10 protein-coding genes are annotated in these 15,345 nt (G+C 34.3%); all 10 read left to right on the top strand.

Going from position 1 to position 15,345, the window contains the following annotated elements; translation table 11 throughout:
- Positions 1-3 precede the first annotated feature (3 nt).
- Positions 4-1,896 carry an asparagine synthase (glutamine-hydrolyzing) gene (gene asnB / locus B7C41_RS18290; RefSeq protein WP_085300424.1) on the top strand — a complete coding sequence of 631 codons (1,893 nt, stop codon included), beginning with the start codon at positions 4-6 and terminating at the stop codon, positions 1,894-1,896.
- Between the two features lies 1 nt (position 1,897).
- Complete coding sequence (locus B7C41_RS18285) at positions 1,898-3,034, top strand: glycosyltransferase family 4 protein (RefSeq protein ID WP_085300423.1); 1,137 nt, start codon at positions 1,898-1,900, stop codon at positions 3,032-3,034.
- A gap of 142 nt (positions 3,035-3,176) precedes the next feature.
- Positions 3,177-4,469, top strand: coding sequence for a putative O-glycosylation ligase, exosortase A system-associated (locus B7C41_RS18280; RefSeq protein WP_085300422.1), 1,293 nt, complete (start codon positions 3,177-3,179; stop codon positions 4,467-4,469).
- A 40-nt stretch (positions 4,470-4,509) separates the two neighbouring features.
- Positions 4,510-5,946 carry a lipopolysaccharide biosynthesis protein gene (locus B7C41_RS18275; RefSeq protein WP_085300421.1) on the top strand — a complete coding sequence of 479 codons (1,437 nt, stop codon included), beginning with the start codon at positions 4,510-4,512 and terminating at the stop codon, positions 5,944-5,946.
- Positions 5,947-7,095 carry an alanine racemase gene (alr, locus tag B7C41_RS18270; protein ID WP_085300420.1) on the top strand — a complete coding sequence of 383 codons (1,149 nt, stop codon included), beginning with the start codon at positions 5,947-5,949 and terminating at the stop codon, positions 7,093-7,095.
- Positions 7,092-8,789: an asparagine synthase-related protein gene (locus B7C41_RS18265; RefSeq protein WP_085300419.1), complete on the top strand. Its 1,698-nt coding sequence runs from the start codon at positions 7,092-7,094 to the stop codon at positions 8,787-8,789. Before alr ends, B7C41_RS18265 begins: the two co-directional genes overlap by 4 nt.
- Before the next feature lie 318 nt (positions 8,790-9,107).
- Positions 9,108-11,006: an asparagine synthase (glutamine-hydrolyzing) gene (asnB, locus tag B7C41_RS18260; RefSeq protein ID WP_085300418.1), complete on the top strand. Its 1,899-nt coding sequence runs from the start codon at positions 9,108-9,110 to the stop codon at positions 11,004-11,006.
- 64 nt (positions 11,007-11,070) lie between these two features.
- Complete coding sequence (locus B7C41_RS18255) at positions 11,071-12,138, top strand: acyltransferase family protein (RefSeq protein WP_085300417.1); 1,068 nt, start codon at positions 11,071-11,073, stop codon at positions 12,136-12,138.
- A gap of 27 nt (positions 12,139-12,165) precedes the next feature.
- Positions 12,166-14,130 (top strand): acyltransferase family protein, encoded by a 1,965-nt coding sequence (locus tag B7C41_RS18250; RefSeq protein ID WP_085300416.1) that lies wholly within the window; start codon positions 12,166-12,168, stop codon positions 14,128-14,130.
- Between the two features lie 3 nt (positions 14,131-14,133).
- Entirely contained in the window at positions 14,134-15,324 is a 1,191-nt protein-coding gene (locus tag B7C41_RS18245) for a glycosyltransferase (protein ID WP_085300415.1), read from the top strand.
- Positions 15,325-15,345: the final 21 nt, after the last annotated feature.

Here is a 15,345-nt window from a genome sequence, read left to right as displayed (position 1 = left end):
TAAATGTGCGGAATTGTAGCTATTTTTCACCATGATCATTTATTTGATATAGATAAAAATACCGTCAATAAAATGAATCAAAGCCAGCATCACCGAGGTCCAGATGGTGATGGTGTTTATATCTCCGATGGTATTGCCCTAGCACACACTCGTTTGTCAATAATTGACCTAGAAGGAGGCCATCAGCCATTATTCGATCAAACTAAAACTGTTGGTATTACTTATAACGGCGAAATCTATAATTATAAAGAATTGCGTAGTGAATTAATAAGCTTAGGTTATCAATTTAATACCAATAGTGATACTGAAGTCATTGTGAATGCCTGGTTAGAGTGGCATACGCAATGTGTAAATAAACTTAATGGTATGTTTGCTTTTGTTCTTTTTGATAAAAATAAAAAGCAAATGTTTGCCGCAAGAGATAGATTGGGCATTAAACCGCTTCACTGGGCGAAAACAACAGAAAATGAAATTGTTTTCTCTTCAGAAATAAAGGCGTTGAAAAAACATACAAAAATTCCATTAAATATTAACTTAAAATCGATAGAAGATTATCTATCATTAGGTTATGTCTTAGAGCCAAAATCTATCTATTTAGAAGTAATGAAACTGCTACCAGGGCACTTTATTCTTTTAGATCAAAACTCGCCTGAATTATTTATTAATGAAGCCTATTGGCATCTAAAAGAATATATCACCAGAAATGAGAATAGCTATAACATCGAAGATGTACATGCTCAGCTAAGTAAGGCAGTGCAAGACCGAATGGTAGCAGACGTGCCGCTTGGTGCTTTTTTATCTGGAGGGGTTGATTCTTCTGCGATAGTGGCCTTTATGAGTCAGTTAAGTGCAGAGCCAATTACAACAAGCTCAATAGGCTTTGATTTATCAAAATATGATGAATCATACTTTGCTGAGAAAGTAGCTAAACACTTTAAAACAAAGCATTCAACGACGAATGTGTCGGTAAATGATCTTTCATTGGTCGACCTGGTTGTTGATACGTTTGATGAACCTTTTGCTGATAATTCAGCTATTCCAACTTTAATATTAAGTAAGGTAACGAAAGAGAAGGTAAAAGTTGCCCTTTCAGGCGATGGCAGTGATGAGTTGTTTTTTGGTTACCGAAATTACCAAATGTTAAATTTTGAAGAAAAACTTCGTGCTACTTTCGTAAATAAATTCACAAAACCTGTGTTTAATTTGTTGGCAAAATATTATCCAAAACTTGATAAAGCGCCTCAATTTCTAAGGGCAAAATCTACGTTTAAAGCGCTAACAAATGATCCAATAACGAGCTTTTATAACGCAATGTCGTTATCCGACAGTGAAACCTTAAATAAATTATACTCTTATCAATTTAAGCAAAAATTGGAAGGATACAGCGCTTTAAGCCAATTTAAATCAATAGCTAGTGAAGTTGATAACTTAAGTCCTGTGAAGCAAGTGCAGTATATTGACTTTAAAACATATTTGCCTGGAGATATTTTAACTAAAGTCGACAGAGCAAGTATGGCTTGCTCTTTAGAGGTAAGAGTGCCATTTTTGGATTATAAACTGGTCGAATGGGGCTTAGGTTTAAATGAAAAACTTAATCTTAAAAAACATAAAGTAAAACAGGTTCTTGCAAAATCGGTAGAAGGCTTAGTTCCTAATTTCGTATTAGAAAGAAAAAAAATGGGCTTTACTTCTCCACTAGATGAATGGATAAGACAAATACCTCAAGCAACATTAGAAAAAAGAATTTTATCGGAACACCTTGTATCGTTGAACATATTTAACATTAGTGAATTAAAAAAAATTACTGAAGCTCATCAAAACCGAACCATAAATAATGGTGTGTTAATTTGGGCATTACTAGTATTAGCCTCATTCTTAGATAAAGAAAAAAAATAAAATGAAAATACTCTATCACCACAGAATCGCCTCAAAAGATGGTCAATTTGTTCACGTTGAAGAACTCACTAATGCATTTATTGAACAAGGTCACGATCTAAAATTTGTAGCACCTTCATTGAATGAAAATAGCGACTTCGGCCATGATGGTGGCTTCGTAACTAAACTCAAAAAACTACTCCCTCGATCTCTATACGAGCTATTAGAGTTATCTTATAGTCTCTGGATTTTTATCAAACTTGTTAAAGCGATAAAACAATTTAACCCTGAATTTATTTATGAACGCTATAACCTATACCAACCTGCGGGTATATGGGCGAGTAGATTATTTAATATACCGCTTATATTAGAGGTAAATGCTCCCTTAGTTTATGAACGAAAAACGTATAGTGGATTATCGTTAGTACGATTTGCAAAATGGATTGAGAACTATACTTGGAAAAATGCTACACATACGCTTCCAGTAACGGATGTGTTAGCAGACCATTTAAGAAAAGCTGGCGTTAAGGAAGAGAATATTAGCGTTATTCATAATGGCGTTAATCAACCCTTTATTGATCAAATGCTTGCAAAACCTATAAATAGCAACAAAAAAGAGATTGTTATTGGATTTACAGGCTTTATTCATCCATGGCACGGTATGGATAAGGCAATAGAAGCGATAGCTAAGCATAAAACGTTACCACTTAAACTTATCTGTGTAGGTAACGGAAATATTCTCCCCGACTTGAAGGCGCAAGCTGAATCACTTGGAATTAGTGATAAAGTGGAGTTTGCTGGTTTAGTGACTCGCGATAAAGTACTTAATTATGTCGAACAATTTGATATCGCATTACAACCAGATGTAACTGATTATGCCTCACCACTGAAAATGTTTGAATATATGGCTGTTGGCAGCATCATTATTGCGCCAGATTGTCCAAATATAAGAGAAATTTTGAGTGATGATACGGCCCTATTTTTTGAAAAAGGTAATCAAACATCCTTTATTGAACAATTAGTTTTTGCAATAGATAATATTGAACAGCTAGAGACTAAGCGTATCGCTATAAAAAATAGTGTAATTGATAAAAAATTTATTTGGCAGGAAAATACTAAGAAAATAATTGACTTAGCTTCTACAGTCAGAAGGAAGTAGGTTAGATGAGTTCAATTGTTTTTCTAATTAGTATGGGACTCGTAATATACTTTCTTATTCAAGGGGATAAGCAAGATAAGTTAGATCGTGAAGAAGAGATAAAGAGAACAGTAAAAGCAAGAGGTAAAGGGGGACGAAAAAGATGAAAGATATAATATTTTTATTAATGTTTTCTCCATTATTTATTCTGGCATTAAGAAATCCTTTTTTGGGCCTTTGTGGTTGGATCTGGACAATAATGGCAATACCTAAAAATATGCTTTGGGGTTTTTCTTCTGATATCCGCTTCACGTATATCTTAGCGATAGCTACAATCATCGGTTTGTTCTTTGATAAAGACCCATTAAGAAAGTCGCCTTTTAATGGTATGTTTATTTTAATGCTGCTGCTTTTAATTCAGTCAGCTTTTTCCAATATGTTTACTTTCGGCTCAAGTGAAGCTTCATGGATAGTTTGGAGTGACTTCTTTAAAGCAGTATTGTTGAGCTGTTTAATAATGATCCTGTTGACCACTAAGAATAGGATCGAAACATTTTTATTTTCAATGTTGTTAGGAGTCGGATTTAATATATTTTTTGAAGGACTAAAATTTTTAGCAACAGCAGGAAACTATAAGATTGTCGGTATTAATAATTCAATGATGACAGATAATAATTTATTTGCGTTGGCGATATTGATGGTTATTCCTCTTTATTTATATATTATCTCCCAAGTAAAACACAAATACCTTAAATTAGGTTTTGCTGGTTTAGCTGGGTTATCAGCGGTTTGTGTCATTGGTTCATTCTCTCGAGGCGGATTTATTGGCTTAATTATAGTTAGCTGGCAAGTGTTTTTAAAAGTTAAACGGAAATTTTTATTTATTCTCTTTAGTATTGTTTTTGCGTCCTCCGCTATTTATATTGCAGCGGACAAATGGACAGATCGTATACAGACTATTGAACATGCTGATCAAGATGCGTCATTTCTGGGAAGAGTGACAGCATGGAAACTCGCTACAATTGCTGCTTTAGATAGTCCTATCCTTGGTGCCGGACAAGATTCAATACAGCATTTTCATGTCTGGAGCTACTACTATAGTGATATACATGATTTTGACTTTATTACGAAAAAGAATAGCCCTATTAACTATCCAAAAGCTGCACACAGTATTTATTTCCAAGTATTAGGAGACCTTGGCTTTCTAGGTCTTATATTGTTTTTATCAATGTTATTAAAAGGTTATTTTACTAGTAGATCTCTGCTAAAAAAAGGAAAAGAGCAATGGATACAAGATTTATCTAAGGCGATAAATACAGTTATTCTTGTATATATGATTTCTGGCGGCTTACTCAGTATGGCTTATTACGATTTATTGTATGTGTTGTTGTCAGTATTATTTTGTATAAAGCACATCAATTCTAACAAGCAATTACCTAATAAAGTTATTGGCTGAAATGAATAAAATGAAAATTACTTTAGGTGAAAGGTAGCAAGTGACATTAAAAGAAAAAGTAATAACAGGCTTGAAATGGTCTGCTATCGCAAAACTACTCGTACAATTATTTTCTTGGATCTCAACATTTCTTGTTATTCGCCTTTTAAGTCCTAATGACTATGGGCTTGTCGCGATAACATCAGTTATCTTTACTTTTATCAGTATTTTTACCGTAAATGGCTTTGTTACTGCACTTGTTAAATCGCAAAATATAAAAGAGCAAGGTAGTAACCAGTTATTTACCTTATCATTTGGAATCTATATTTTATTTGGTATTTGTATCGCAGCATTAGCGTCAAATATTGCAAATTTTTATGGTAAGTCGGAGTTAGAGCTGATTATTTATGCGATGGCGATTATTACACCGTTAAATAGTTTTTGTATTATCCCGACAGCCGCCCTTAATATATCAATGAACTTTAAAGTTAAAGCAATATGTGAAGCCACTGCTGCACTAGGAGCTACTTTTGTAGCATTATATAGCGCATATTCAGGTGCAGGTTATTGGGCCCTTATTTTTGCATTGGGTGTCGAGCTTTTAGTTCGTAGTGTTTTACTCAATTATATGACTAAAGTGAAATACCGTATAACATTGAATTTTAATGATTTTAATAAGATTATTTCTTTCGCAGGTAAAATCCAACTCATTGAGTTGATTTGGTTTACATATAATAAACTAGATGCATTAATTATTGGAAAATTTGTGGGTGTCCAGCAACTTGGTATATATAATGTTGCTGTAGAAATCGCGTCATTACCCATGACTAAAATATCCGCTATTTTAAACCAAGTTGGTTTTTCAGCATTCTCCTCACTTAAAGAAGACCTTAGTGCTACTCGTTATTATTTAGAAAAGGCGTTGAGCTTATTATCGCTGGCTGTGTTTCCAATTTTTTTGGGTATTTCAGCAGTATCACATGAAATTGTATTATTATTTCTGGGGGCGCAATGGAGTGAAGCGGTTGCTATTATCGCTATATTTGCTTTGGTTTTTCCTTTTCGTATGCTTAATGCAGTGATATATAACTTTGTTATAGCGATGGATGATGCTGGCTTTGCAATAAAAAATACGGTTTTGATTTCAGTATTTGTTATTGTGGGAATACTTATAGGTGTCCAATTTGGACTGCAAGCAACAGCAATGGCTTGGCTGATATCATTTTTACTCGCCTTTTTCATAGTAATAGTACGTGTAAAAATGAAATACAAGCTGAAATACTCTACGGTATTTTGTTGGCTTATTCCTTTCATTATTTCATGTCTGATGTGGCTTATTATATATTTAGTAGATTTATTTTTATTAACAGGAGATGTCAGTTTAGTTGAATCATTGTTGGTAAAAATACTAGTGGGTGGCGGTGTTATTCTATTTTCGTATTGGCTGTTTTACAAAGATGAAATAATTAGCATTGTTAAGAAAGATAAAAAATCGTGAATGTTAGCTCTTGATAAGGAAATAACACACACTATGTATACACAGCGATCTATTATTACAATTGATCTGGCAAAGTTAGAATATAACTTTAAGCAGCTAAATAATAAAAGCGGTAATGCCGATATTTGTGCCGTGGTAAAAGCGGATGCATACGGGCATGGTGCCATCAAAGTTGCCAAGAAACTACAAGCTTTAAAAGTATGTCACTTTGCGGTGGCTAGCGTTGATGAGGCAATTGAACTCAGAAAATCAGGAATAATAAAGCCGACGATATTGCTTTTTGGCTGTGATTATATCCCCCACTTGAGTGAAGTTAAACGCTATAATTTATTGCCAGTCGTATATAGTATCGATAATTTGAAAGAGTTGATTGCTCACTGTTCATGGGATATAAATGTGCATTTGGAGCTGGACACTGGAATGTCTAGGACGGGTCTTTTAAATCATGAATTATTACAAGTTATAGATTTACTTAAGAATGCAAATAATATCCATTTAGCTGGTTTTTTCACTCACTTTTCTTGTGCGGATGTACCGGGAAGTCGTGTATCTCAGAAACAGCTTATGACTTTTCAAAGTGCACAGCACTTATTGCACGCACATAACCTAATACCGAAGACACTTCATGCCTCTAATAGTGCTGGGTTTTTAACAAATAGCGCTATGTTCGATATTGTTAGAACTGGCTTGTTGTTATACGGATGCTCACCAATGAGTTCAGAAATTTCTTTAGATATCAAGCCAATATTAAGTTGGTATACATATCCCATACAGATTAAACGATTGAATAAAGGCGAACCTGTAAGCTATGGCAGTACATGGCTTGCAGAGAAAGATAGTGTAATCGCTATTATTCCTGTCGGTTACGCTGATGGATATCCAAGACTCGCTAGCAACAAAGGGTTCGTACTAGTTGATAATGTTAGAGCAAATATTGTGGGTAATATTTGCATGGACTTTATGATGCTAGACATTACTGAGTGTAGCAATGTGACAAAAAATACTAAGATAACCTTGATTGGTGGTGATGGTGAGCAGAATATTACCTTAGATGATATCGCTACATGGTCAGATACAATATCATATGAAGTAATGTGTAGTATTGGTAAGCGTTGTCAATATATATATACAGATGGAGAAGTAGAGTGACAGTTTTTGCAGGTATAATAAGTTTATCAAATGAGAAAATTTCTTCTGAAAGAAAATCAATTATTACCAGAGTATTTCAACAAAGTTGCTTACACCAAAATATATTTGAGATTTCTACTGATAGCAGCTTATTTCTTTCTTTTAATATTTCGGAAGATGAAAAAGGCAATATAAACGAGTCCAGCAATAGCATCGCTACTATTGCTGGAGATCCATTATTTAGAACTGAAGGTGATGATCGATATAATGAAATCAAAAGTATTAATTCAGCCGAAGGTATAACTGGTCTGAAGAGCTTGCTTAAAAAAGCAAAAGGGGTTTTTTCCGGCGTTAAGCTAAATAATACATCTAAAAGCACTTTCATATTTACAGACAAATTGGGTATAAGGCCAGTTTATTATTATCAATACGACGATGTATTGATTTATTCTTCGCTAATGTTGTTTTTTGAAAATTTACCATTTGTAAATTTAGATACAGATTTTGACGGTTTATGTGAGAGTTTGGCGTTTAGTTTTTGCTTGGCGAACAGAACGCCATACGAAAATATAAAGCGGCTTAACGGTGGCGAGATTTTATTCTTGAATAATAATGTCGTAAGCGTTGAATCGTACTGGGATTGGCAGAATATTCCGGTTAAAAGCGAGCTAACCAATGATGACGTTGAAGATGCATACAAACTGTTTGATAATGCGGTGAAATTGCGCTTGAACCAAGGCAGTGAAGCCATTGCATTTTTAAGTGGCGGATTGGATTCGAGAGTTATCTGTTCACAGGTTAAAGCTCATGTGGATACATTACATACATTCAATTTTTCAACGGGGCGTTCACAAGATAATGAATTTGCAAGAGTTTTTGCAGAAAATGCAGGCTTGGTTCATCACGAAAAAGAATTTGCTAAACTCGCCTACCCCAATTGGGCTCAATTGATAGCCGATGGGATTAAAGATATCGATCATTCCTTAGATAAAGTGACCAATAGGGGGACGGTATGGTCGGGTGATGGTGGAAGTGTCGCAGTTGGTCATGTTTATATTAATGAAGATATTAACAATGCACTTATCAACGGAGATCTACCGACTGCAGTAGAGAAGTACTTATTATCGACTAAAATAAACTTACCAACACGGTTTTTAAAAAAAGAATACGTACAGAAAACTCATCGCTTATTGGAGAATACCGTAGCCAAAGAGTTTTTAATAAATAAAAATGACCCAGCTAAAGCTATATATTATTTTTTGATGAATAACGATCAAAAACGTCACTTGCAAGTACACTTTGAAACAATTTGTCAGCATAAAGTTGAACTACATTTACCTTTCTTTGATAGTGAATTTTTAGCAACAATTTATGCGTTACCAAGCCATGAATTGCTTTACCATAAGTTTTATATGAAATGGTTTAAATTTTTCCCTAGTTGTGCACAAACCACACCATGGCAAACCTATCCTAAGCATGAAGAATGTCCTTTAAAAACTCCAGAGGGTTTATCATATCAATGGGAAGTGAGTGCGAAAAAAAGTACTAATCGCCGTGATGATTATGACATTTATCGTCAAGTGAAGCATGCTCGTGTATTTAAACAGTATTTTGACAGCAAAAAAGTGTTTATTGCTATGACGCTGCATAGGCTTGGAATCAAAGATTTTTCTTATTTAGTTAAATATTTTAATCAACTTAACGCAATAAAGTAGCTTGGTACTAGCTAAAGTTTATATTCTATTAAGAATATAAACTCATTTATTTGGTACCAAAATGTTAATTCGTTGGGCTCAAGTTGCTCTTAATTAAGAGTCAAACAAATCGTGGTTGGCCAATTTATAATAGCGATAGTGCAACTAGTAAAGTTATAGCTATCGCTAAGCCTTTTATAAAAATCTAAAGTAGCTCAATGAGCGACAAAAAATAATCTAAGATGTAAAACAGTGTTCACTTTTCACTGTCTAATAAAACAGTTAGAATTACTCATAGATGCTAAAAATCAATATTATCAGAATGGAGTATATCAATATATGTGTGGAATTTTAGGGATCAGTAGTGTCGATAGCATTGTCGATAAATCACGTATCAAGTTGATGCGGGATACTATGCCTTATCGTGGCCCAAACAGTAATGGTATATGGTTTGATAATGAAGAAAAAATAGGGCTTGCTCATCTTCGATTAAGCATCTTAGATCCAACTCCCGCAGGACATCAGCCTAGAGAAGAAGCTAGCCATAATTGTGTCATTTCCTATAATGGTGAAGTTTATAATTATCTCGAAATTCGCACTGATTTAGAAGCGAAAGGCTATACCTTTGAAACAGGTGCTGATACTGAAGTTGTACTCAAGGCGTACATTGAGTATGGCGTTGATTGTTTGCAACACTTTAATGGTATGTTTGCGATTGCTATCTGGGATGGTAATAAACAAGAATTATTTCTCGCGAGAGATCGGCTTGGCATTAAACCTCTTTATTATCTACAAAATGAAAAGGAATTTATTTTTGCTTCTGAAACCAAGGCGATTCTAAAAGGCCTAGAAAAAAAACCGGCACTTAATACCCAATTAATCGATAGTTACATGAGTTTTGGCTATATTCCTGGCGAAAATACCTTACATCAGGGGATTAAACGATTAATGCCGGGGCATTACGCCATACTTAAAAATAATGCCGGAAAAAGTAATGAGCTTACTATTACTCAATATTGGGATCTACAATTTGATAATAGTCAGGATAAAGGGTTTGATTATTACGTTGATGGTAGCAAAAAGCTGTTAGATAGTGCTATTGATTTACGTTTGCGTAGTGATGTACCTCTTGGGATTTTTCTTAGTGGTGGAATAGACTCTAGCGCTGTTGTTGGTTTGCTTGCTGATAGAGTGGAGGAGCCGCTTAAAACTTTTTCTATTGGCTATGATTTTGGCAAGGGTTTTGATGAAACCCCTTACGCACAAATTATTGCTGATAAATTTAAAACAGATCATCATGAAATAAAAATAACCCCCGCACAATTTAAAGAGTTTATTCCTGAATACATCTCTTTAATGGATGAGCCAGTTACCGAAGCTGCTGCTATATCATTATTTTTTGTCGCTAAGCTGGCGAAAGAGAAAGTAACGGTTGCTTTATCAGGCGAAGGTTCGGATGAAATATTTGCGGGTTATGACTTATATCAGTACATGAACGTATTGGATAAATATCGTGCTGTTGTTGGGCAAACCGGCAGTAATTTTTTTGCTGGTATTGCCAATAAAGTTTTCGGTGAAAGCCATAAAGTATCTAAATACTTAACAATGGCAACATTGCCGATAGAAAAACGGTATAAAGGTATGTCTACTTACCCTGATCATCAAAAAGAAGCGCTATATACAGCTGAATTTAAGGCTGAAATTGAGCAAAGTGATCAAATTACTAGCCGTGACTATACAGAAGGCCTTTTTGAGAAAACAAAAGGTGAAGACACGTTAAGCAAAATGCTCTATTTTGATACAAAAACTTGGTTGGTTGATGACTTACTAATAAAGGCTGATCGTATGAGTATGGCAGCTTCCCTTGAGCTAAGAGTGCCATTTTTAGATTATCGGTTAGTTGAATTTGCGGCAACCATTCCAAGTAAGCATAAAATTAAAAAAGGTGAAGGTAAGTATCCGTTAAAGAAAATGATGGAAGGAATTTTACCAAATGACATCATTTACCGTAAAAAAATGGGTTTCCCTACGCCACTGAAACTAATGTTTCAAAACGAATTAAGAGGTTACGCCGAAAACTTATTGTTGTCAGAAGAGACAATATTACATCAATTCTTTAAAAAATCGCGCATTAAACAACTTATTGTTGAGCATAATAATGATAAATTTGATCACCATAAAACATTGTGGCAGTTAGTTGTTTTAGAAGAGTGGCTGCGAAAAAACACTAACCATTAGCAACACTTAAAATCGTCATCACAATCTTTATTTTGGTAAGATTAGAATACAGGGAATATTAGTTATGAATAAAGGGTATTCTCTTTATTTGGATGTGCTGCGTTTTTCGGCTGCCATGGTCGTCTTTTTCTCTCATGTCGCTAGTCAAGACCTAACCGACGGATTCTTATGGCAGTTTAAAGCTTACTCACAAACTGCAGTTATGATCTTTTTTGTAATGTCAGGTTATGTCATTGGCTTTGTTACTTATGAGAAAGAGAGGCACATAACTGATTTCACAGTTGCTAGGGTTTCCAGGCTTTGGTCTATTGTAATCCCAGCGCTTTTGCTTACAGCGATATGTGATTATATAGGGTTAGAGCTTAATACTGCAATATATACAGAATCTGCTTGGCCTTATCCCGAAGGCTCTCAGGTTTTACATTATGTATTATCGTTCTTTTTGATTCAAAATCTATGGAATATGGATTTAAACCCCGGAATAAATGGTCCTTTTTGGTCTCTAACTTATGAGTGGATGTACTACATATTATTTGGATTATTTTATTTTATTAAAAGTAAAATAAAGTGGTTATTCATATCGCTAATTATTCTTATATCTGGTCCAACAATAGTGCTACTGTTTCCTATTTGGCTCTTAGGCTACGTACTATTTAAATTAGAGCTTAGGAATAAAGTAAAATTTGAACAGTCATATTTAAAAGCATTAATATCATGTGCAGCTTTATTACTAATTGTCTTCGTGGGTCCTGAAGTCCGAGAAATTAAGACAGGTGTAACATGGATGTCTAGAGCCAGTATTATTGGTGATTACTTTGATGCTATTTTGTTTGTTATTCATATGTATTTTAGCCCGCACATAATAAACTTAATCAAACCTATTTTGTTTAAATATGAAAAGCTTATTAGATGGAGCGCATCATTAACTTTTGCTCTTTATTTATTTCATCGACCAATAATCCAGCTTATTGCTGCGGCATATGATGGAGACAAATCTAATTTGTTTTATCGAATTACTATGATAGTAATTACCTTTTTAATTGTCGCGACTATTGGACGTTGGTGTGAGTTGAATAAAACGACATTCAAAAAAATTCTGAATAAGAAATTTTTCTCTCATTCTAACGGCTAATGCCCTTCATACGGGAATTCTATTCTGATGTCTAAAATAGCTTATCAAACACATATAGATGGATTGCGAGCCATTGCGGTGCTATCCGTAATCATATTCCATATTAATAAGCATCTATTACCTGGTGGTTTTGTTGGTGTTGATGTGTTTTTCGTCATTTCAGGTTATCTAATATCGAAGCAAATATACCAAGAGCTGGACACTAAAAGTTTTGCTATTGTTGAATTTTATCGTCGTCGCATCAAAAGGATATTACCTGCTGCATTTTTTGTAATTGGTAGCACTACAGTAATAGCTCAGTTTATTTACTTGCCAGGTGATGCGGTCGAAGTAAGTGAGTCCGCACTCTGGTCAACATTTTCTTTAGCTAATGTCTATTTTTGGTTATTTTTAGATAGTGGGTATTTTGCTAGCTCAAGTTATCAAATTCCATTGTTACATTTATGGTCATTAGGCGTTGAAGAGCAGTTTTATATTTTTTGGCCCTTAATTCTAATGGCTATTTACCGTTTTATATCAAATTTACAATTTATTTTACTATTGATTACAACTATTCTAATTTCTTGTGCTATTGGTTATTTTTGGGCAGAGTCAGCACATTCATTTGTTTACTATATGTTGCCTTCTCGGGCGGGTGAATTACTCATAGGGGCATTACTTGCCTATTTGCTACACAAAGACATATTGCTCCCATTAAAGAGTAAGTTGTATGTAAATGTTGTGTCAGGCACAGGAATATTATTATTATTACTTTCACTTGTTTTTATTGATGAAACGATTGCTTTTCCAGGGTTTTATGCGCTAATTCCGACTCTCGGTGCAGCATTATTTATATGGTCAGGTATCGGTCAAGATACAGGCATTCCTAAGTTATTCATTAATGAGAGCCTAGTGTTTATTGGAAAAATATCATTTTCCGCTTATTTATGGCATTGGCCGATTTTAGCCTTTTATCGGTATGGTTATGGCGATGTAACATTGTTTGCAGGTATCATTATTTTTTTATTAACGATACTCTTTGCATGGATAACATTTCTGTTTGTTGAACAAAGATTTAGATATTCTAAATTAACTTTCTTGAAGTTATGTTTTAGGCAATTTGTCCTTCCTTCCATACTTTTAATAATAATTTCATTGGGGATTATCCATACTAACGGTTTAGGTTTACGGCTTTTTCTATCTGATTATAATTCGTCTTTGATTGCTGTTAAAAACAATGCATTAGCTCCCAATAAATATGACTATGTGTGCCAATACTGGAAAGTAGAAACTAAGCACTTAACTGATAAAAATTGTATTATCGGTAACAAGGGTATCGAGCCTAAAGTACTATTATGGGGGGACTCTAATGCAGCTCATTATATCGGGATGCTAGAATACTTTGCTAAAAAATCTGGTTGGTCATTTCGTAATATTCATCATGCATCTTGTCCCCCAATTGATAGTTCTGCTGAGAATTATGTACCAGAGCGACTTTATAAAAATTGCCAGAGTTCTTTAGATGTTGTTCTTCCTATGCTTGATGACTACGAGACTCTCATATTATCTGCAAATTATAGCGATTACTTACAACGAGACCCCAATTTCTTAGAGCAATTTAAGAAAATGCTGATGAAGTATTCTACCCAAAATAAAAAAATTATTATTTTGGGTAAAGCGCCTGTTTTTTCTAGTTTTGATAGAAAATGTAAAGAAAAATCAATATCCTACTTTTTCCTGAATTGTGATGAAGTAGATGAAGAAAATAAATTGATGATACAAGAGATAAATTTGGAGCTCTCAAACTTCTCTCATTTAAATAACAAAATTGAATATTATGATATTAACTTCCTACTGTGTGATGAAAAATGTTCACCATATGATCGCAACAGAAAGGTATTATATTTTGATAAAAGCCACATTGAGATACAGTCATCCATACAAATTGGTAAACAACTATTTGAAAGTGGTAAAATGCCTGAATTATTTAGCTCAACTATTACGCAGAGATAGCCGATGCCACACAAACTAAAAATAATAGCAATTAGCTATTTATTTCCTAACTGCAATCAGCCGAACCATGGCATATTTGTATTTAATCGCTTAAAGGCTATGAGTAAATATGCTGACATTACAGTTATTAACCCAATTCCTGATTCACCTATTCATAGGAGGCTTCGTAAATTTTCTCACCTTCAAGGAGTTCCTGAATTAGAGATAATGGAAGGGATAAGTGTTTACCACCCACGATTTTTGTCAATACCTGGACACTTGAAATCGTTAGAAGTTTACACCTATAAACAGGCTGTTAAGTCTGTGCTGGATAATATAGGCTATAATTTTGATTTAATTGATTTGCACTGGACTTTTCCTGATTTACCTTGTGGAGATTGGTTGTCAAATAAAATTAAAAAACCTTTTCATGTAACTTTGAGGGGCATGGAAGCGTTTCATTTACAAGACACAGGACTAAGAAAAAAAATTGTTGCACATTACCTTAAGAAAGCTAATAAAATCATTTCACTTAGCGAGGAAATGGCTAAAAAATCAGATGAACTATCAAATACTGCGAATAAAACGGTAGTGATCCGTAACGGCGTAGATACAGCGAAGTTTTATTACTTAGACCAAGATAAATGTCGTGAAAAATTAGGGCTACCTTTAAATGAAAAATTTATCTTGGGTGTTGGTGCTCTTATTCATCGCAAGGGGTTTGATTTAGTCATAAAAGGTTTGGAAGAGGTTATTGCTACAAAAGGTTTGGAAAACTGCAAGTTTTATATTTTGGGTGCACAAGGGCCCGAAGGAGATTATCGTAAAGAACTTAATCAATTTATTGAGGGTCATAAGTTACAGGAGCATGTGGTTTTTGTAGGTGCGGTTGATAACAGTGAATTAATTACTTGGTACAATGCTGCTGATGTGTTTTGTTTATCAAGTAGAGGTGAAGGGAGTCCTAATGTGCTTACCGAAGCGTTAGCCTGTGGTACACCTGCGGTAGCTACTAACGTTGGTAGTGTACCTGAAATTATGTCTAGCGAGGATGACTTGGGTTTCTGTGTTGAAAATGAAAGTCAAAATGAAATAATAGCTGGAATTATTGGCGTATTATTAAGAAATAATAATCGGAAAAAACAGGCTGATTTTTTCAATAAATATACATGGGATTGGTGTGCTCAAGAAGTCATGAAATGCATTAAACTATGATTAAAGATGTTTTCAATGACG

The organism is Cognaticolwellia mytili (assembly GCF_002104475.1).
In the GTDB taxonomy this organism is placed as follows: Bacteria; Pseudomonadota; Gammaproteobacteria; order Enterobacterales; family Alteromonadaceae; genus Cognaticolwellia; species Cognaticolwellia mytili.
The sequence above is the reverse complement of the archived record's forward strand: the minus strand, read 5'-3'. Positions and strand labels throughout refer to the sequence as shown.